This window comes from Aeromicrobium sp. 636, from assembly GCF_024433585.1.
Lineage (GTDB): Bacteria > Actinomycetota > Actinomycetes > Propionibacteriales > Nocardioidaceae > Aeromicrobium > Aeromicrobium senzhongii.
In genome coordinates this window covers 63,133-82,168 of the sequence record NZ_WNJU01000003.1, presented here as the reverse complement: position 1 = coordinate 82,168, position 19,036 = coordinate 63,133, and the positions used below count along the sequence as shown (strand labels likewise).

21 protein-coding genes are annotated in these 19,036 nt (G+C 69.7%); 8 read left to right on the top strand and 13 right to left on the bottom strand.

The genetic code is table 11. From position 1 onward, the window contains the following. Positions 1 to 6: 6 nt before the first annotated feature. From GL325_RS11155 to GL325_RS11130, 6 genes are all read right to left on the bottom strand, one after another. A complete protein-coding gene (locus GL325_RS11155; RefSeq protein WP_255956093.1) occupies positions 7 to 1,983 on the bottom strand; it encodes an ABC transporter ATP-binding protein in 1,977 nt (658 codons plus the stop codon). A gap of 5 nt (positions 1,984 to 1,988) precedes the next feature. Next, on the bottom strand, positions 1,989 to 2,282 hold the full coding sequence (locus tag GL325_RS11150; RefSeq protein WP_154597344.1) for a YbaY family lipoprotein: 294 nt from the start codon (positions 2,280 to 2,282) through the stop codon (positions 1,989 to 1,991). A 98-nt stretch (positions 2,283 to 2,380) separates the two neighbouring features. Continuing rightward, complete coding sequence (locus GL325_RS11145) at positions 2,381 to 2,797, bottom strand: hypothetical protein (protein ID WP_154597345.1); 417 nt, start codon at positions 2,795 to 2,797, stop codon at positions 2,381 to 2,383. Positions 2,798 to 2,857: 60 nt separating this feature from the next. Next, on the bottom strand, positions 2,858 to 5,035 hold the full coding sequence (locus GL325_RS11140) for a cation-translocating P-type ATPase (RefSeq protein ID WP_187769618.1): 2,178 nt from the start codon (positions 5,033 to 5,035) through the stop codon (positions 2,858 to 2,860). Further along, a complete protein-coding gene (locus GL325_RS11135; protein WP_154597347.1) occupies positions 5,035 to 5,265 on the bottom strand; it encodes a heavy-metal-associated domain-containing protein in 231 nt (76 codons plus the stop codon). The genes GL325_RS11140 and GL325_RS11135 overlap by 1 nt, the downstream gene beginning before the upstream one ends. A 5-nt stretch (positions 5,266 to 5,270) precedes the next feature. Further along, positions 5,271 to 5,564: a metal-sensitive transcriptional regulator gene (locus tag GL325_RS11130; RefSeq protein ID WP_154597348.1), complete on the bottom strand. Its 294-nt coding sequence runs from the start codon at positions 5,562 to 5,564 to the stop codon at positions 5,271 to 5,273. A 78-nt stretch (positions 5,565 to 5,642) separates the two neighbouring features. Between GL325_RS11130 and GL325_RS11125 the strand changes: the two genes are divergently transcribed. After that, positions 5,643 to 6,071: a PaaI family thioesterase gene (locus GL325_RS11125; protein WP_154597349.1), complete on the top strand. Its 429-nt coding sequence runs from the start codon at positions 5,643 to 5,645 to the stop codon at positions 6,069 to 6,071. A gap of 191 nt (positions 6,072 to 6,262) precedes the next feature. Continuing rightward, positions 6,263 to 7,507 carry a phosphoglycerate dehydrogenase gene (gene serA / locus GL325_RS11120; RefSeq protein ID WP_222865799.1) on the top strand — a complete coding sequence of 415 codons (1,245 nt, stop codon included), beginning with the start codon at positions 6,263 to 6,265 and terminating at the stop codon, positions 7,505 to 7,507. On the opposite strand, the gene GL325_RS11115 is transcribed toward serA, so the two are convergent. The 4 genes from GL325_RS11115 to GL325_RS11100 form a co-directional block, all read right to left on the bottom strand. Beyond that, positions 7,455 to 8,279 carry a Sir2 family NAD-dependent protein deacetylase gene (locus GL325_RS11115; protein WP_187769617.1) on the bottom strand — a complete coding sequence of 275 codons (825 nt, stop codon included), beginning with the start codon at positions 8,277 to 8,279 and terminating at the stop codon, positions 7,455 to 7,457. The genes serA and GL325_RS11115 overlap by 53 nt on opposite strands. Then, a complete protein-coding gene (locus GL325_RS11110; RefSeq protein ID WP_187769616.1) occupies positions 8,272 to 8,796 on the bottom strand; it encodes a DUF1697 domain-containing protein in 525 nt (174 codons plus the stop codon). Before GL325_RS11110 ends, GL325_RS11115 begins: the two co-directional genes overlap by 8 nt. Before the next feature lie 175 nt (positions 8,797 to 8,971). After that, positions 8,972 to 10,993: an NADPH-dependent 2,4-dienoyl-CoA reductase gene (locus GL325_RS11105; RefSeq protein ID WP_187769615.1), complete on the bottom strand. Its 2,022-nt coding sequence runs from the start codon at positions 10,991 to 10,993 to the stop codon at positions 8,972 to 8,974. Beyond that, a complete protein-coding gene (locus GL325_RS11100) occupies positions 10,990 to 11,403 on the bottom strand; it encodes a nuclear transport factor 2 family protein (protein WP_154597353.1) in 414 nt (137 codons plus the stop codon). Before GL325_RS11100 ends, GL325_RS11105 begins: the two co-directional genes overlap by 4 nt. Positions 11,404 to 11,436: 33 nt before the next feature. On the opposite strand from GL325_RS11100, the gene GL325_RS11095 reads away from it, so the two are divergent. After that, positions 11,437 to 11,667 carry an SCO4848 family membrane protein gene (locus GL325_RS11095; RefSeq protein WP_223111234.1) on the top strand — a complete coding sequence of 77 codons (231 nt, stop codon included), beginning with the start codon at positions 11,437 to 11,439 and terminating at the stop codon, positions 11,665 to 11,667. Here the strand turns inward: GL325_RS11095 and GL325_RS11090 are convergent. Continuing rightward, positions 11,636 to 12,175: a PadR family transcriptional regulator gene (locus GL325_RS11090; protein WP_187769614.1), complete on the bottom strand. Its 540-nt coding sequence runs from the start codon at positions 12,173 to 12,175 to the stop codon at positions 11,636 to 11,638. The two genes, GL325_RS11095 and GL325_RS11090, sit on opposite strands and share 32 nt — an antisense overlap. Positions 12,176 to 12,272: 97 nt before the next feature. Here GL325_RS11090 and GL325_RS11085 point away from each other — a divergent pair, with 97 nt between their 5' ends. Genes GL325_RS11085 through GL325_RS11075 form a run of 3 tightly spaced genes read left to right on the top strand, consistent with a single transcriptional unit; the run spans position 12,273 to position 14,732 of the window. Further along, positions 12,273 to 13,139, top strand: a complete 867-nt coding sequence (locus tag GL325_RS11085; protein WP_230081694.1) for an ABC transporter substrate-binding protein — start codon at positions 12,273 to 12,275, stop codon at positions 13,137 to 13,139. A 4-nt stretch (positions 13,140 to 13,143) separates the two neighbouring features. Next, a complete protein-coding gene (locus tag GL325_RS11080; RefSeq protein WP_255467086.1) occupies positions 13,144 to 14,007 on the top strand; it encodes an amino acid ABC transporter permease in 864 nt (287 codons plus the stop codon). Further along, positions 14,007 to 14,732 carry an amino acid ABC transporter ATP-binding protein gene (locus GL325_RS11075; protein ID WP_187769613.1) on the top strand — a complete coding sequence of 242 codons (726 nt, stop codon included), beginning with the start codon at positions 14,007 to 14,009 and terminating at the stop codon, positions 14,730 to 14,732. Before GL325_RS11080 ends, GL325_RS11075 begins: the two co-directional genes overlap by 1 nt. Here the strand turns inward: GL325_RS11075 and GL325_RS11070 are convergent. Beyond that, the gene (locus GL325_RS11070; protein WP_187769612.1) at positions 14,729 to 15,682 is read right to left on the bottom strand and encodes a hypothetical protein; all 954 of its coding nucleotides are present in this window, start codon (positions 15,680 to 15,682) and stop codon (positions 14,729 to 14,731) included. The genes GL325_RS11075 and GL325_RS11070 overlap by 4 nt on opposite strands. A 28-nt stretch (positions 15,683 to 15,710) precedes the next feature. Further along, on the bottom strand, positions 15,711 to 16,550 hold the full coding sequence (locus GL325_RS11065; protein WP_187769611.1) for an alpha/beta fold hydrolase: 840 nt from the start codon (positions 16,548 to 16,550) through the stop codon (positions 15,711 to 15,713). Between the two features lie 168 nt (positions 16,551 to 16,718). Between GL325_RS11065 and GL325_RS11060 the strand changes: the two genes are divergently transcribed. Both GL325_RS11060 and GL325_RS11055 read left to right on the top strand, forming a co-directional pair. Continuing rightward, a complete protein-coding gene (locus tag GL325_RS11060) occupies positions 16,719 to 17,882 on the top strand; it encodes a CaiB/BaiF CoA-transferase family protein (protein ID WP_255956085.1) in 1,164 nt (387 codons plus the stop codon). Next, a complete protein-coding gene (locus tag GL325_RS11055) occupies positions 17,882 to 19,024 on the top strand; it encodes an acyl-CoA dehydrogenase family protein (RefSeq protein ID WP_187769610.1) in 1,143 nt (380 codons plus the stop codon). The genes GL325_RS11060 and GL325_RS11055 overlap by 1 nt, the downstream gene beginning before the upstream one ends. The last annotated feature ends 12 nt before the right edge of the window (positions 19,025 to 19,036 follow it).

The window sequence follows — 19,036 nt, the reverse complement described above, 5'->3', positions numbered from 1 at the left end:
CTGGAATCACAGGGATACATCGGCACGCAGGAAGCCCACGGGTCCCTCGCCGCGGCCGGACCCCGGTGCGGGACGCCGGCTGGCGAACTGCTCGCGGTACAGCCGGCCGTACAACCCGTCGGGGTCGTCGACCAGTTCTTCGTGGGTTCCGCGCTCGACGACGCGGCCGTCCACGAGGCCGAAGATGACGTCGGCGTTCTGGATGGTGCTGAGTCGGTGGGCGATGGCGAGGGTCGTGCGGCCGGTCGTGGCGCGCTCGAGTGCCTCCTGCACGAGGCGCTCGGTCTCGTTGTCGAGCGCGCTCGTGGCCTCGTCGAGGATGAGGATGCGCGGGTTCTTCAACAGCACGCGGGCGATCGCGATGCGCTGCTTCTCGCCGCCGGAGAGCCGGTACCCGCGTTCGCCGGTGACGGTCTCGTAGCCGTCGGGGAAGCTCATGATGCGGTCGTGGATGTTGGCGTCGGTGGCGGCCGCGACGATCTCGTCGGCCGTCGCACCGGGCTTGGCGTAGGCGATGTTCTCGCGGATCGTCCCGTGGAAGAGGTACGGCTCCTGGGTGACCATGCCGACGCAGTCGGCCAGCGAGGACAGCGTGATGTCGCGGACGTCGATCCCGTCGATCAGCACCTGCCCGCGCTGCACGTCGTAGAACCGCGGCACGAGGTAGGTCGCGGTGGTCTTGCCCGAGCCGGACGGCCCCACGATGGCCGCCAGCTGGCCGCCCTCGATCGTGAACGACAGCTCCGACAGCGCCCACGCGTCGGCGTCGGCCGTGGACGCCGCGTCGACCGGTCCGGTGGAGTCGCCGAACCGCTCCTTGGCGGTCTCGCCGGTCAGCACGCGCGGCTGGGGGTAGCGGAACCACACGTCGCGGAACTCGATCCGGCCCTGCAGGTCGGCGGGCGTGACCGTGCGCGCGCCGGGCCGGTCGACGATGGCCGGCTCGAGATCGAGGTACTCGAAGATGCGGCGGAACAGCGCCAGCGAGGTCTGGACGTCGAGCGAGACGCGCATGAGCTGCAGCAGCGGCATCTGCAGGCGGGCCTGCACGGTGGTGAACGCCACGAGCGTCCCGGCCGAGAGCGACTCGGCGCCGCCGGGCAGTCGGCCGCTGATGATGAACCCGGCCGCCAGGTAGATCAGCGCGGGCGTGATGGCGAAGAACGTCTGCACGGTCGCGAAGAACATCCGGCCGGTCATCGCCTGCTCGACCTGCAGCCGCGTCTGCTGGAGGTTGGCGTCGCGGTAGCGCTGGGCCTCGGACGTGCTGCGGTTGAACACCTTGGCCAGCAGGATGCCGGAGACGCTGAGCGACTCCTCGGTGATCGCCGTCATCTCCGACAGGCTCTCCTGGGTGCGCCGCGCCAACTGCTGGCGCCGGCGTCCGACCTTGAGCTGGAGCCAGATGAACAGCGGCATCAGCACGACCGTCAGGATCGTCAGCTCCCACGACAGGATCACCATCGAGATGAACGCCGCGGTGACGGTGACGGTGTTCTGCAGGATCGACGTGGCGGTGTCGGTGAGCACGGTGCGCACGCCCGCGACGTCGTTGGCCAGCCGGGACTGGATCGCGCCGGTCTTGGTCGTCGTGAAGAACGCCAGCTCCATCTTCTGCAGGTGCGCGAACAGCTCGCTGCGCAGATCGGCCATGGCCGAGTTCCCGATGGTGGACGTGAGCCAGTTCTGGGCGATGTTGAGCATCGACGCCAGGATCGGCAGGGCGCACATGCCCGCGACGAGCCAGCCCAGCAGCCCCAGGTCGGGGCCGCCCGAGCCGAAGAGGGCGCGGTCGAAGACGGCCTGGGTGAGGAACGGGACGATCGAGGTGAGGATGGCCGACAGCACGACGATGACGGCGACCGACGCCATCTTGGCGCGGTAGGGCCGCAGCAGGATCGTGATGCGGCGAAGGACCGGGCCGTTGTTCGCGGCGAGCTCGGCGTCGCTCAGGTGAGTGACCGCGGGACCCGGTCGGGGCACTCTGGTCAGTCCCCGATCCGGTTCAGCTCGACGGTGCCGAGGTCGGCCGGGACGAGCTCGAGCGTGCCATACCCGCTGCCGTCGGAGGCGCGCAGGAACGCCCAGACGAACAGGTCGCCACGGACCATCTCGTCGTCGAGGGTGACGCTGAACGGCGCGGGCACCTCGTCGGTCTCGAGGGCGGCGGCCGCGAGGACCTCGCCGGCGTCGTCGACCACCTTGACCGTGGCGATCGCGCCGGGCGGGATCTCGGAGACTTCACGCACGAGCAGGGAACCGGACACGGTGAGCAGGGGCATGCCGACCAGCCTAATCCCGGCCTCCGGCGGTCGCCTCGACGGACGACGACGCCGCGGGTCCCCGTGAGGGACTCCGCGGCGTCGGATGCTGCGAGGGCTCAGCCGCAGAGCTCGTCGAGCTTCTCGCCCTTCTTCTGGATGTCGGTGGAGATGGTGCTCATCCGCTCCGACACCTCGGTCAGCTTGGCGGTGTCCTTGTCGGCCGCCTTGAGGTCCGCGAAGGCGGTCTCGAGCTTGTCGAACTCGGCCGACAGGTCGCCGACGGCGGTCTTGACCTTCTCGTTCTCGAGCTTCTTCTCGGTCTTGTCCAGAGCGTCGCCCATCGACGAGATCGACTTCGTGGCCTCGTCGGTGTCGCTGGGGTTGATCCCGTTGAGATCGCCCATCGCGTCCTTGACTTCCTTCTCGGCGACCTTGCAGGCGTCGGCGACGGACTGCTCGCCACCGCCACACGCGGTGAGGCCGAAGGACAGGGCCACGGCGGCGAGTGCGGCAGCGGGCTTGCGGTAGTTCATGGATTCCCCTCGTTGGACGGCGCCGCCCCGATGCGGACGCCGCGTTTCACCGGAATCGTGTCACGCCGAGACCGTTTCGGCATCGTGGACTCGCCCGAAACGCCGCAGGCGCAACGAGTTGGTGACCACGAACACCGAGCTGGCGGCCATGGCGAAGCCGGCGATCATCGGGCTGAGGAACCCCAGCGCCGCGAGCGGGATGGCCGCGACGTTGTAGGCGAAGGCCCAGAACAGGTTCCCCTTGATCGTGCGCAGGGTCGCGCGGGACAGGTCCACGGCGACGACCGCGGTGGCCAGGTCGCCGTGCACGAGCGTCAGGTCGCTGGCCGCGATCGCGACGTCCGTGCCGGTGCCCATCGCGATGCCCAGGTCGGCCCCGGCCAGTGCGGCGGCGTCGTTGACGCCGTCGCCCACCATCGCGACGACCCGGCCCCGGGCCTTGAGGTCGTTGACCACGTCGAGCTTGTCCTGCGGGGTGACCCCGGCGTGGACGCGGTCGATCCCGACCTCGGTCGCGACGGCCTGCGCCACGCGCTCGTTGTCGCCCGTGAGCAGGATCGGCTCGAGGCCCAGGCGGCGCAGGTCGGCCACGGCGGCCTTCGAGGTCTGCTTGACCTCGTCGGCCACGGTGATCGTGCCCAGCACGCGGTCGTCGCTCGAGACGGCGATGACCGTGCCGATGCGATCGGGCCGGTCGTCGGCCCCGATCCAGCCGGGGCGTCCGGCTCGCACGAGGTGCCCGTCGACGATGCCCTCGACGCCCTGCCCCGCGTGGCTGCGGAACTCGGACACGGGCAGTGGAGTCGCCAGCGACGTGATCGCCCGCGCGACCGGGTGCTCGCTGGCGGACTCGACCGAGGCGGCCAGCCGGCGCAGCTCGTCCGGGTCGACGCCGTCGGCGGGATCGACGTGGGAGACCGTCATCGTGCCCGTCGTGACCGTGCCGGTCTTGTCGAGCACGATGGTGTCGACGGCGCGGGTCGACTCCAGGATCTGCGGGCCCTTGATCAGGATGCCCAGCTGCGCGCCGCGTCCGGTGCCCACCATGAGGGCGGTGGGCGTGGCCAGGCCGAGGGCACAGGGGCAGGCGATGATCAGGACGGCCACGGCCCCCTCGAACGCACCGATCCCGGGCGCGACCAGCAGCCACACCAGCAAGGTCACGGCCGCGATGGCGATGACTCCGGGGACGAACCAGGCCGAGATCCGGTCGGCGAGCCGCTGCACGTCGGCCTTGCCCTCCTGGGCCTCCTCGACGAGGCGGGCCATCTGGGCCAGTTGTGTGTGCTCACCGACCGCGGTGGCGCGCACGACGAGCCGGCCCGACTGGTTGACCGTGGCACCGGTGACCGTGTCGCCGACGGCGACGTCGACCGGGACGGACTCGCCGGTCAGCATCGACTCGTCGACGGCGGAGCCACCCTCGGTGACCACGCCGTCGGTGGCGATCTTCTCGCCGGGGCGGACGACGAACAGCTCGCCCTCGTGCAGCTCCTCGACGGGCACCTCGACCTCGGTCCCGTCGCGCAGGACGGTGACGCGCTTGGCACCCAGGTCCATCAGGGTGCGCAGCGCGGCACTGGAGCGGCGCTTCGCGCTGGCCTCCAGGTAGTGACCGGCGAGGATGAACGTCGTGACGGCGGCGGCCGTCTCGAAGTAGTAGTGACCGTGCTCGATGCCGTGGCCGGTCACGCCCAGCCAGAGCTGGACGATCGACCACAGGTAGGCCGCGCCGACGCCCATGCTGACGAGCGTGTCCATCGTGGCCGCGCCGTGACGCAGGTTGAGCCACGCCGACCAGTGGAACGGGTAGGCCGCCCACAGCACGACGGGCGTGGTGAGCGCGAGGACGACCCACGGCCAGCCGCTGAACTGCAGGGCCGGGATCATCGAGATCGCCAGCACCGGCACGCTCAGGATCGCCGCGACGACGAGCCGCCGGCGCATGGACTCGGCCGAGTGCAGGCCGCCGTGGGCCGCGTGCTGGTCGTGTCCGGCGTGCGGGTCGTGCACGTGCGCGGTGTAACCGGTCTTCTCGACCGTCTCGACGAGCGTCTGGGGATCGACGTCACCGTGGGCGTGCACCGTGGCCTTCTCGGTGGCGTAGTTGACCGTGGCCTCGACGCCGTCGAGCCGGTTCAGCTTCTTCTCGATCCGGGCCGCGCACGAGGCGCAGCTCATCCCGCCGATGGCCAGACGGTAGGTGGTGCCCGTGTCGGTGCCCGTCTCGGTGGTCATCAGATCAGCGGCAGGTCACGCGGGCCTGCCAACGCGTAGCCGGCCTCGTCGATGGCCTCGGCGACGGCGCTGTCGTCGAGCGGGGCCGCACTGGTGACGGTGACCGCGCCGGTGGCGACGTCGACCTGGACGTCCTCGACGCCGGGCAGGGTGGTCACCTCCTGCGTGACGGCCGCGGCGCAGTGGCCGCAGGTCATGCCGGTGACGGTGTAGGTGGTGGTGGTGCTCATGGCTGTCAGCTCCTCACCAGACGCGCGATCGCGTCCGACGCTTCCTTGATCTTCTGATCGGCTTCGGGGCCGCCCTTGGCCGCGGCGTCCGCCACGCAGTGGGCGAGGTGCTCGTCGAGCAGCTTGAGGGCGACGGCCTCGAGGGCCTTGGTGGTCGCGCTGATCTGGGTCAGCACGTCGATGCAGTACGTGTCGGCCTCCACCATCCGGTTGATCCCGCGGACCTGGCCTTCGATCCGCGCCAACCGCTTCAGGACTGCCGCCTTGTCGTCCGCGTATCCGGGGTGCGAGTGGCTCATGCCTTCGACGATACCCCCTAGGGGTATGAAAACCCAGCCCTCCGGACCGGCGTCCTGCGCGCTGGCTAGAGTCCCGGCATGAGCGAGATTCCCGGACTGGACGGAGTGCTCGGTGTCGAGCACGTCGAGCTGACCCCCGACAAGGTGGTCGTGCGGTTCACCATCACCGACCGCCACCTGCAGCCCTTCGGCATCCCGCACGGCGGCATCTACTGCGCGGTGCACGAGTCGACCGCCAGCATGGCCGGCCAGATCTGGCTCGGCACGAAGGGCGTCGTGGTGGGCACCAACAACTCCACCGACTTCCTGCGCCAGGCGCGCAACGGCGACACGATCACCACCACGGCCACCCCGATCCACCGCGGCCGCACGCAGCAGTTGTGGCACCTGGACTCGGTCAACCAGGAGGGCAAGCTGATCGCGCAGGGCCAGGTGCGCCTGGCCAACCTCGACCAGGAGGTCCCGCCCGAGGCCGTGGCCGCCATGCAGGGCAATCTGACGGGCTGACCGGCCGCCATCTGGACGCGGCGGCCACCGCTGGCCCGAGCCGCTACCATGGGGTGGTCCGCGCGCGACTGGCGTTGAGGTGGTTACCACCAGGGAGCCGCGGCAGCACGACTTCGGGACCGTTCGCCTGGGCCCCGCGTCAGCCCGAATCACCGCTGACCCGGAGGCCCCACACGATGACGATGATGACCATGAATTTCGACGTGCACGCACCGTTCACCCAGCTCGACGACCAGGACGTCAAGGTCCTGCTCCTCGAGAACATCCACGCCGACGGCGTGGAGTTCCTGCGCAACAAGGGCTACCAGGTCGAGACGCGCTCGGCCGCCCTCGGCGAGGACGAGCTCATCGAGGCGATCAAGGGCGTGCACCTGCTCGGCATCCGCTCGACGACCTACATCACCGAGAAGGTCCTGCAGAACGCCCCGGACCTGTTGGCGATCGGCGCCTTCTGCATCGGCACGAACCAGATCGACCTGGCCGCCACGAAGCGTCACGGTGTCGCCGTCTTCAACGCGCCGTACTCGAACACGCGCAGCGTCGTCGAGCTGGCGATCGCCGAGATCATCTCGCTGGCGCGCCGCCTGCACGAGAAGTCCACGGCGATGCACAACGGCGTCTGGAACAAGTCGGCCGCCGGCAGCCACGAGGTCCGGGGCCGCACGCTGGGCATCATCGGCTATGGCAACATCGGCAGCCAGCTGTCGGTGATCGCCGAGGCGCTGGGCCTCTCGGTCGTCTTCTACGACATCGACGACAAGCTCGCGCTCGGCAACGCCAAGAAGTGCGCCACGATCGACGAGCTGCTGTCGATCTCCGACGTCGTCTCGCTGCACGTCGACGGGCGTCCCGGCAACGCCGGCCTGTTCGGTGACGAGCAGATGAAGGCGATGAAGCCTCGCTCGCTGTTCCTCAACCTGTCGCGGGGGATCGCGGTCGACACCACGGCGCTGCGCAAGCACCTCGAGTCGGGCCACATCGCCGGTGCCGCGCTCGACGTGTTCCCGGTCGAGCCGAAGGCCCAGGGCGACCCGTTCGAGAGCGAGCTGCGCGGCGTGCCGAACGTCATCCTCACGCCGCACGTCGGCGGCTCCACCGAGGAGGCGCAGCAGGACATCGGGCGCTTCGTCGCCTCGAAGCTGCGCGCCTACGCCAAGGCCGGGACGACGAACCTGTCGGTGACGTTCCCCGAGCTGAACCTGCCCAGCGACCCGGCCCGCCACCGGCTGGCCCACGTGCACCGCAACGCGCCGGGCGTCCTGGCCGCGATCAACACGATCCTGGGCGACCACGGCGTCAACATCGAGGGTCAGCAGCTGGCCACGCGTGGCGAGCTCGGCTACGTCGTCACCGACGTGTCGGCCGAGGTCGGCCCCGAGGTGCTCAAGGAGCTGGCCTCGCTGCCCGAGACGGTGCGGCTGCGTCAGCTGAGCTGAGCCGACGCAGCGTCTCGGCGACCCCGTCGTCGATCCGCACGTCGGCCAATGCGTCGCCGCGGGTCGGCCCTCGGTTGACGATGACGACCTCGGTGCCGTTCTTGGCGGCGCGGCGGACGAATCGCAGCCCGCTCATGACCTGCAGCGACGAGCCCAGCACGACGAGCGGGGCGCCTTCGCTCCCGGCCCGGTCGACGAGGTCGAAGCAGTGGTGCACCTTGGGCTTGGGCACCGACTCGCCGAAGAAGACGACGTCGGGCTTGAGCCGTCCGCCGCACTGCGTGCACTCGGCCACCACGAAGTCCGAGGTGTCCTCCAGCTCGACGTCGCCGTCGGGGGCGATCGTGACCTCCTGGTCGGTCCACCCCGGGTTCAGGGCGTCGAGGCGGGCCTGCAGCTCGTCGCGGGTGGTCATGTCGTGGCAGTCCAGGCACACGACGCGATCCAGTCGCCCGTGCAGGTCGACGACCTCGCGCGAGCCGGCGCGCTCGTGCAGTCCGTCGACGTTCTGGGTGATGAGGCCGACGAGCCGGTCCTGGTGCTCGGCCAGGAAGCGGTGCGTGAAGTTGGGCTCGGCCGAGCGCATGCGGCTCCAGCCGAGGTGGGCGCGCGCCCAGTACCGCTGACGGTTGGCGGGCGAGGCGATGAAGTCCTGGTACGTCATCGGTTGCCGGGGCACGGAGTCCGGCCCGCGGTAGTCGGGGATGCCCGAGTCGGTGCTGACGCCGGCGCCGGTGAGGACGAGCCAGCGCCGGTCGAACCAGTCACTCATGGGCGAGTTCGGTCAACTTCTCCACAGTGTTGAGGTTACGTCCGGTGCCGTGACTGCCCAGGGTCTTGAGGATGAACGCCGGTGTCAGCTTGGTGTTCGCGACGCCCTCGGCGTAGCGGATGTGCAGGTCGCGTCCGATGACGGCGAGCGCGTCCGGAAGCCCTTTCGCGAGCAGCGCCTCGACCTGCTCGGCCGCGGGAGGTCGCAGCAGGAAGTAGACGTGGTTGGCCTTCGTCTCGGTGTCGATCTCGAACGGGTGGGCGGCGAGCGCCTCACGCAGCTCCTGCGGCGATCGGCTGATGGCCTCGCGGAAGAAGCCGAACCGCTCCTGGATCGCCTGCTCGAGGGCCCGGTCGAACGCCTCGTGATCATCGACGTCGCACAGCAGGTTCCCCGACGCGATGAAGGTGGAGACGTCGCGCGCGCCCAACCGTTCCGCGACCTCACGCAGCTGAGCCATCGGCAGCCTCGCGCCGCCGACGTTCACCGCTCGCAACAACACGACGCGCTTCGTCATGCCCTCAGTCTCATCGGTGGAGGGGACAGTTTCCCAGGGTTCGGCGGGTTTTCCTTCAGGCCCGAAACGAGGGCCGGCCTCACGGCGGGGCACTTCCCCAGGCAAGCTGGCGCCTCCCCGGGGAAGCTTCCCTGGGGAGGCGCGGGTTTACCACGGTCCCGTGGTAAACCGCCACCTACAGCCGAGCAGCCAGCTCGGTCGCCTGCTTGATGGCCCGCTTCGCGTCGAGCTCGGCGGCGACGTCGGCGCCGCCGATGACGTGGACCGAGACGCCGGCGGCCTCGAGCGGCTCGACGAGGCCGCGCACGGACTCCTGGCCGGTGCAGAGGACGATCGTGTCGGCCGCGATGACGCGCGACTCGGGGGAGTCGCCGTCGGCGCCGATGGTCACGTGCAGCCCGGCGTCGTCGATGCGGTCGTACCGGACACCGCCGACGAACTCGACACCCGAGTCCTTGAGGGTCGTCCGGTGCACCCAGCCGGTGGTCTTGCCCAGGCCCTTGCCGAACGTCGTGGCCTTGCGCTGCAGCAGCGTGACCGCGCGTCGCGGCGGCGCCTTGACCTTCGTGGCCAGGCCGCCGCGCTCGACCTCGGGATCGGTGACGCCCCAGCGCTGCATCCAGTGCTCGAGGCTCTCGTCCGGATCGTGCAGCAGGTACTCGGAGATGTCGTAGCCGATGCCGCCGGCGCCCAGCACGGCCACGCGCTCGCCGGCGGGGACCCGGTCGCGGATCAGCTGCTGGTACGTCACGACCGAGGGATGGTCGATGCCCGGGATCGAGGGGACGCGCGGCTCGACGCCCGTCGCCAGCACGACCTCGTCGAAGGCGCTCAGATCCTCGACGGAGGCCGAGCGGTTCAGGTGCACCTTCACGCCGCGACGCTCGAGCATCACCGAGTAGTACCGGACGGTCTCGGCGAAGTCCTCCTTGCCGGGGATCTGCATCGCCAGGCGGAACTGGCCACCGATCTCGGGCAGTGCCTCGAAGAGCTCGACCTCGTGGCCGCGCCCCGCGAGCTCGACGGCGGCGGCCAGCCCGGCCGGGCCGGCGCCGACGACGGCGATCCGCTTCGAGGTGCGCGTCGGCAGCAGGATCAGCTCGGTCTCGTGCCCGGCGCGCGGGTTCAGCATGCAGCTGGCGCGCTGGTTCTTGAACGTGTGGTCCAGGCAGGCCTGGTTGCAGGCGATGCACGTGATGATCTCGTCCGAGCGGTTCTCGGCCGCCTTGTTGACGAAGTCGGGGTCGGCCAGCAGCGGCCGCGCCATCGAGATCAGGTCGGCCTCGCCGCTGGCGAGGATCTGCTCGGCCAGCTCGGGGGTGTTGATCCGGTTGGACGCGACCACCGGGACCGAGACCTCGGACTTGAGCTTGGCCGTGACCCAGGTGAACGCGCCGCGCGGCACGCTGGTGACGATGGTCGGGATGCGGGCCTCGTGCCAGCCGATGCCGGTGTTGAAGATCGTGACGCCCTCGGCCTCCAGCGCCTTCGCGAGGGTGACCGTCTCCTCCCAGGTCTGGGCGTTGTCGACCAGGTCGAGCAGGCTGATCCGGTACTGGACGATGAAGTCCTCGCCCACCAGCTCGCGGGTGCGCCGGACGATCTCGATGGGGAAGCGCATGCGCTTCTCGGCCGAGCCGCCCCACGCGTCGGTGCGGGTGTTCGTGCGCGCGGTGAGGAACTGGTTGATCAGGTAGCCCTCGGAGCCCATGATCTCGACGCCGTCGTAGCCGGCGCGCTGGGCCAGCGCGGCGGACTTCGCGAAGTCGGTGACGGTGCGGTCGACCTCGCGCGTCGACATCGGCGAGACCTTGAACGGCGTGATCGGCGACTTGGTCGACGAGACGCCCTTCTTGAACGGCGAGTAGCCGTAGCGGCCCGCGTGCAGCACCTGCAGGGCGATCTTGCCGTCGTGCTCGTGCACGGCGTCGGTGACGAGGCGGTGCTTGTCGGCGTGGCGCTTGCGCGACATCTCCGAGCCGAACGGCAGCAGCCAGCCGCGCCAGCTGGGCGCGAACCCACCGGTGATCGACAGGGCGACGCCGCCCTTGGCGCGCTCGGCGAAGTAGGCGGCCAGCTTCGGGATGTCCTTGGCGTGGTCCTCCAGGCCGGTGTGCATCGAGCCCATGACGACGCGGTTGCGCAGCGTCGTGAAGCCCAGGTCCAGCGGACTGAGCAGGTGCGGGTACTCGGTCACTGCTGGGCCTCCATGTACGCCACCGCGTCCGCCTGGATCTGCGGGAACTGGGCCGCCATCGCGTCCATCAGCGCCTTGGCTCCGGACATCGGCCGGACCATGACGGTGAACTCGCTGATCAGCCCGTCCTCGTTCGTCGTGATGAAGTCGCAGCCGTTGACGGTGACGCCGTCGACCGTCGCTTCGAAGACGAGCGCGCTGCGGTTGTCCTCCTCGATCGAGCTGACGTAGCGGAAGTCCTCGAACACCCGCGAGACGCCGTTGAGGATGGCCGTGGTGATCGCCTTGCCCGGGTAGGGCTTGAACGCGACAGGGCTGCGGAACACGACGTCGTCGGCCAGCAGGCTGTCGACGCCGACGAGCGATCCGGTGGCGATGCTGCTCTCGACGAGATCTCGGAAGGCCTTCATGGGCGGGTTCCCTTCGAATGGGAGAATGGAGGGGTGATCGGAAAGTTCGCTGCATGGCTGCTCATCGCGGCCGGAGTCTTCAACGTCATCATCTGGCCGCGCTTCTTCAAGGCGATCGTCGACGACGACCGCGCCTGGGGTGGCGCCGAGAAGTGGCAGGATCCCCAGGGGTTCTTCTGGGTGCACCTGGTCCTGATCGTCACGGCCATGACGCTGGGCATCATCGTGCTGGTCATCGGGATCCGGGCCCTTCGAGGGCAGTGAGGATCTCGTCGCACCACTCGATGCCGCGGCGCTCGGTGTGGATGCCGCCGCGCAGCGCCAGCCAGGCGCCCAGGTCGGCGCCCTCGAGGGCCGAGGGGTCGGGGTAGAACCGGGCCTCGCTGGCCTCGTACTCGGTCAGTCGCGCGACGTGGTCGGCCCGGCGGACCCGCGTGTCGGCGATGATCGCGTCGCGGTCCCGGAACCCGCGCAGCTTGACGGCGAAGTCGCTGCGCACCGCCTCGCGGCCGCTGGGGCCGGCTGCCCAGCGATCCAGCTCGGCCTCGCCCGCGGGGGTGATGGCGTAGGTCTTCTTGTCGGGCCGCCCGTCCTGCTCCTGGACGGTGCTCTCGACCCAGCCGGCCTCCTGCATGCGGGCCAGCACGCGGTAGATCTGCTGGTGGCTGGCCGGCCAGAAGTGGCCGATCGACGCGTCGAAGCGCCGGGCCAGGTCGTAGCCGCTCGCGGCGCGCTCGGTCAGCGACACGAGGATCGCGTGGTCGAGGGCCATGGAGCGACAGTAGGGCCCGGGCCGGTCCATATGCAACGAAGTTCATAGATTGGTACGAGCGTCGGGCCGGAAATTGCGCGGAACTAGGATGCAGCCCATGAAGCGATCCCTGCTCGCCGTCCCCCTGGCGCTCATGTTCTCCGTCGCGGCCGCGTGCGCGCCCGCCGACGACTCCGACGACGCGAAGTCGTCCGAATCCACCACCTCCGCCTCGCAGTGCGCCGTCGACCAGCTGCCGCTGACGACGAAGGGCAAGCTGACCATCGGCACCGACGACCCGGCCTTCGAGCCCTGGTTCTCCGACAACGACCCGAGCAACGGCAAGGGCTTCGAGTCCGCCGTCGCGTACGCCGTCGCCGAGCAGATGGGCTTCGCCAAGGACGACGTCGTCTGGACCAAGGTCCCGTTCAACACCGCCTACCAGCCCGGCAAGAAGGGCTTCGACTTCGACATCAACCAGGTCTCGATCACCGAGGACCGCAAGAAGGCCGTCGACTTCAGCAAGCCGTACTACTCGGCCAACCAGGCCATCATCGTCATGGACGACTCGAAGTTCGCCGACGTCGACAGCCTCGACGACTTCAAGGCCGCCAGCCTCGGCGCCCAGATCGGCACCACCTCCCTCAAGGCCATCGAGAGCCTCGGGACGCAGGACGCCCCGCTGGTCTACGACGACACGACCAAGGCGGCGCTCGCGCTGACCAACGGCCAGGTCGACGGCATCGTGGCCGACCTGCCCACCGCGTTCTACCTCGTCGCCGCCGAGATCGAGGGCGCGAAGATCGCGGGCCAGTTCGAGTACGCGGGCGACGAGCCCGAGGAGTTCGGCCTGCTGCTGCAGAAGGACAGCGAGCTGACCTCCTGCGTCGACGCGGCCGTCACCGCCCTGACCGAGGACGGCACGTTCGCCGACCTCGAGCAGAAGTGGCTGTCGTCGTCGCAGGACGTTCCCGTCCTGAAGTGACCCGGTGACCTCACTCACGGGCCTGGCCGGCCCGACCGAACCGTCCACGCGCCAGCAGCAGCGCAACGCCTACCGGCGTCGGCGCACGCTGCGGCGCGTGGCCGCGGGCACGATCTCGAGCATCGTCGTGCTCACCTTGGCCGCCTGGTTCATCACCCAGGCGCCGGGGTGGCCGCGCGTGCGCGAGGTCTACTTCAGTGCCGACCACGCCCGTGAGTCGTTCCCGGCGATCCTCGACGCCTTCTGGCTGAACGTCCGCCTCTTCCTGACGGTCGAGGTGCTCGTGCTGCCGCTGGCGCTGCTGGTGGCCGTCATCCGCGTCGTCCCGTCCGCGGCGATGGCGCCCTTCAAGTTCCTCGCCGCCGCGTACACCGACATCTTCCGCGGCATCCCGACGATCCTGGTCGTCATGCTGGTGGGCTTCGGCTTCCCGGCGCTGGGCATGGCGGGCGTCCCCACGAGCCTGTTCTGGCTGGGCGTCATCTCGCTGACCCTCAGCTACGGTGCGTACGTCGCCGAGGTGCTGCGTGCCGGCATCCTCTCGATCCACCCGACCCAGTGGGCCGCGGGCCGGGCGCTGGGCCTGGGCTACGGCCAGACGCTGGTCCGCGTGATCCTGCCGCAGGCGGTCCGCAACGTGACGCCGCCGCTGATGAACGACTTCGTGTCGTTGCAGAAGGACACGGCGCTGGTGTCGGTCATCGGCCTGGTCGAGGCGCTGCGCGCCGCGCAGGTCTACCAGGCCACCACGTTCAACGTGACCTCGATGTGCGTCGCCGCGGTGTTCTTCATCGTCGTGACGATCCCGCTGGCGCGGTTCACCGACTGGTTGACGATCCGGTCCATGCGCCGGCAGGGAGGCCGCTGATGTTGCGCATCGAAGGAGTCCACAAGTCGTTCGGTGACCACGTGGTGCTGGACGGCATCGACCTGAACGTGCAGCGCGGCGAGGTCGTCTGCCTGATCGGCGCGTCCGGGTCGGGCAAGTCCACCCTGTTGCGCTGCATCGATCTGCTCGAGCTGACCGATGACGGTGACATCCACCTCGGCGACCTCGAGCTGACCGACCCGGCGATCGACGAGAACGCGGCCCGCGCCCGGATCGCGTTCGTGTTCCAGGCGTTCAACCTGTTCCCGCACCTGTCGGTGATGCAGAACCTGACGATCGGCCCGCGTCGGGTGAAGGGCGTCTCGAAGGCGCAGGCCCAGAGCCGGGCGCTCGAGCTGCTCGAACGGGTCGGCCTGGAGTCCAAGGCGCACGCCTACCCCGACTCGCTGTCGGGCGGCCAGCAGCAGCGCGTGGCGCTGGTGCGCGCCGTCGCGATGGACCCGGAGCTGCTGCTGCTCGACGAGGTCACGTCCGCGCTCGATCCGCTGCTCGTGGCCGAGGTGCTCGACGTGGTGCGCGAGCTCAAGAACGAGGGCCGGACGATCGTCATGGCGACCCACGAGATGAGCTTCGCGCGCGAGTGCGCCGACCGGATCGTGTTCCTGGCCGACGGACGCATCGTCGAGTCGGGTCCGCCCGAGCAGCTCTTCACCGCACCGCGCGATCCGCGCACCCGGGCGTTCCTCGAGCGCCACCTGTCCTAGGCGGGGGTCGGCATGACGCGGTCGGCGTAGCCGTCCTCCCACAACGTGTGGTGGACGACGCGGTCGACGCCGCCCTCGCTCTGGGCCAGGTCGGCCAGCTCGCGGAGGGCGGTCTCGATCTCGTCCATCCTCAGGGGCACGCGGTCCCAGAAGTCGGCGGCGGCCTCGGCGAACGCCCGGCGGACGCGCGAGCCGAAGAACCACAGCAGCGGCCGGCCGAGACCCCTGGCCCGCACGGTGGCACCGGCCGTCACGTCCCAGGCGCGCGCCGAGGTCTTGAGGTCGACCGAACCGTCGCCGCGGAAGCGGTTGAACCGCCCGCTCGCCTCCGCCAGGGTGGTCCTGCCGCGTTGCTCGAGCGTGGCGAGGTCGATGCTCGCGGTGCCCGTCGCGATCCCGCCGAACAGCCGTGCGAGGCACCCGGGGGCTCCCTCGGCGGCGATCATCGCGGTCGCGTCGTGACGACCGGTGACGTCCACGCGAGGCAGCTTCCCGTGCACCACGTCCACCTCCAGCGACCAGACCCCCGCGGGGTCGGCGACCGAGAACGCGAGGTGGCGTGAGTCGTCGGCGATGAGCGTGACGGACGTCGTCGACTCGGTCGTGCCGGTCTGCACGCTGATGGCGCCGATCCGGGCGGCGTAGGTCTCCCAGTCGATGTCCGCGTTGATGTCCTTCCCGTCCAACATCTCGGCGTTGAGGACGCGCAGCTTCTCGGGGTCCGCCTCGAGCACCGGGGTCCGCGTGATCAGCTCGTACCGCGCCCCGGGCGTCCGGTGCCGTCCGTCGGCCAGGACGAGGTCGCGGAACGGCTCACCCGTGATCGGGTTCAGGAGGGCACCGTCAGGGCCGAACGTGAGCCCTGCCCACTCGTCGCGCAGGGTGTTGACCACGGTGGACACGAGGGTCAGGTCGATCCGGCGGACCGTCCCGGACGTGGAGAAGCGCATACCCGACCTTAAGCGGGGTCGTGCGCGATCAGGCGACGAACGCGTCGTCCTGCGCCACGGTCAGGTCGGCGCGCTCGGCCGTGCGCAGGATCGCGGCGACGACCTGCTCGGGGTCGTCGCCCATGGGCACGTGTCCGCAGTCCTTCAGGGTCACGAACTCGGCGCGCTTCATCCGCTTGGCGGCCAGCTTGGCCTGCGACCTGTGCAGGATCTTGTCCTTGTCGCCCCACGCGATCGTGAGCGGCACCCGGGCCGACCCGCGGAACGACTCGGGCGAGGTGAAGCCCAGCGGGATGCAGCGGAAGAAGTAGGGCCAGAAGCCCGACCCCTTCTTCATCGCCAGCGAGTCGCCGTAGACGCGCTCGGGGGCGTAGCGGCCGGGCCGGTGGTAGAGCGACCAGCCGATGAAGAACCGGCCGAAGGTGGTCTTCGAGACCAGGCGCAGGATCGGCTTCGGCAGGTACGAGCCGATCTTGAGCGGGATCAGGGTGACACCGGCCTGCAGCAGGCTCCACGGGCGGAAGTAGCCGGCCGGGGCCAGGCAGGTGGCGGAGCGGGCGTGCCCGTTCTGGGCCAGCGAGATCGCCAGCAGGCCGCCGAGGGAGTTGCCGACGACGTGCGGGTTCTCGATGCCCCACTTCTGGAAGTTCTCCACGATGGCGGCGGTGACGTTCTCGGCCGAGTAGCCCGTGCCCTTCGGCAGTGGCGGCGAGTCGCCCAGCCCCGGCAGGTCCGCCGCGATGACGTCGTAGGACTCCGCGAGGTCGTCGAAGATCGGCTCGAAGGCCGCGCGGCGGTGTCCGATGCCGTGCAGCAGGACGAGCGGCTCACCCTGTCCTCGTCGCGTGTACGCCAGTTCGCTCAGCATGGGACTCCCGTTCTCGCACACCGACCCCCGCCGATGTGACACTTGCGATGTCGCATCGCAGCATGGCACAGAATTCCCGCACTGTGAACCGACGCACAGGCGGGGTTGACGCGGCGAGCGCCCGGTTCCTGTTGCCACTGTGACAGCGATGGTGTCAGAATCGCACGCGTGACCCAGACCACAGGACCGCTCGCCGGCGTACGTGTCGTGGAGATGGTGGGGATCGGCCCCGGACCGTTCGCCGCCATGCTCCTGGCCGACCTCGGCGCCGATGTCATCCGCATCGATCGCCCCGGCGGCAACGCCTTGCAGGTGGCGCCCCCCGAGCGCGACGTCCTCGGCCGGAACCGGCCCAGCGCCGCGATCGACCTGAAGAGCGATCAAGGTGTCGACGTGGTGCTCGACCTCATCGAGCGCGCCGACATCCTCATCGAGGGCTTCCGTCCCGGCGTGATGGAGCGGCTCGGTCTCGGACCGGACGTCGCCCTGGAGCGGAACCCGCGCCTGGTCTACGGCCGCATGACCGGCTGGGGCCAGACCGGCCCCCTGGCCGACCGTGCCGGGCACGACATCAACTACATCGCCGTGTCCGGTGGGCTCGACCCGATCGGCCGGGCCGGCGGACCTCCGCAGGTGCCGCTCAACCTGCTCGGCGACTTCGCCGGCGGCTCGATGTACCTCGTCACCGGGGTGCTGGCGGCGCTGACCCACGCGCGCGCCACGGGCGAGGGACAGGTCGTCGACGCGGCGATCACCGACGGGGTCGCGCACCTGATGTCGATGATCGTCAGCATGCAGCAGTCGGGAGTGTGGTCGCCGCGTCGCGGCGAGAACCTGCTCGACACCGGGGCCCCGTTCTACGACGTGTACGAGACGTCGGACGGCTACTGGATGAGTGTCGGCGGGCTGGAGCCGCAGTTCTGGTACGCGATGCAGGAGGTCTTCGCGTCGGTCGGGCTCGGCGACCTGCCCGACCGCAACGACCCGAAGAACTGGACCGAGCTGCGCGCCACGCTGCGCGGCTGGTTCCTCAGCCGCACGCAGGCCGAGTGGACGGCGCTGTTCGCCGAGACCGATGCCTGCGTCGCGCCAGTCATGCCGCTCGAGGAGGCGTTCGAGCACCCGCACAACGTCGCCCGCGACACCTACGTCACCGAGTACGGCGTCACCCAGCCGGCGCCCGCGCCGCGCTTCTCGGTCACCGAGACCACGATCCACCGCGCTCCGGACCGTCCGGGCGCCAGCACGCGAGAGGCCCTGACCGACTGGGGCATCGAAGGTGTGGACGACCTGATCCACAACAAGGTCGTCGTCGAGAACCAGGAGAGCTGATGCAGCGCACGCTGTTCGAGTCCGAGCACGAGTCCTTCCGCGACACGGTGCGCAACTTCCTCGAGAAGGAGGTCGTCCCGCACCACGAGCAGTGGGAGCGCGACGGCATCGTCCCGCGCGAGGTCTGGCTGAAGGCCGGCGAGCTGGGGATCCTCGGCTTCATGATGCCCGAGGAGTTCGGTGGCGGCGGCGTCTCGGACTTCCGGTACAACGTCGTGCTGCAGGAGGAGCTGACCCGCGTCGGCGCCAGCGGCGTGGGCTTCCCGCTGCACACCGACCTGGTCTCGGGCTACCTGCTCAGCTACGCCACCGACGAGCAGAAGCAGCGCTGGCTGCCCAAGTTCGTGACGGGCGAGATGATCACCGCGATCGCGATGACCGAGCCGGGCACGGGCTCGGACCTGCAGGGCATGAAGACGACGGCGGTGCGCGAGGGCGACCACTACGTCCTCAACGGCTCCAAGACGTTCATCAGCAACGGCATCAACGCCGACTTCGTGATCGTCGCCTGCAAGACCGACCCCGAGGCAGGCGCCATGGGCGTCTCGCTGATCGTCGTCGAGCGCGGGATGGCCGGCTTCGAGCGCGGTCGCAACCTCGACAAGATGGGGCTCAAGGCCCAGGACACGGCCGAGCTGTTCTTCGACGACGTGCGCGTCCCGGTCGAGAACCTCATCGGCGAGGAGGGTCGCGGCTTCGTCTACCTGATGGAGAAGCTGCCGCAGGAGCGCCTGACGATCTCGGTGGTCGCGGCCGCCGCGTGCCGCACGATGATCGACCAGACGCTCGAGTACGTGAAGAGCCGCAAGGCCTTCGGCAAGCCGATCGGATCGTTCCAGAACTCGCGCTTCGTGCTGGCCGAGCTGGAGACCGAGCAGCGCATCGCGCAGGTGTTCGTCGATCGCAGCATCGAGGCGCTCAACGCGGGCACGCTGTCGATCGACGATGCCGCCGCGGGCAAGTGGTGGACGACCGAGCTGCAGAAGAAGACGGCCGACTCCTGCCTGCAGCTGCACGGCGGCTACGGCTACATGAGCGAGTACCCGATCAGCAAGGCGTACCTCGACACCCGGATCCAGACGATCTACGGCGGCACCACCGAGATCATGAAGGAGATCATCGGCCGCTCGATGGGCATCTAGACCACTACGATC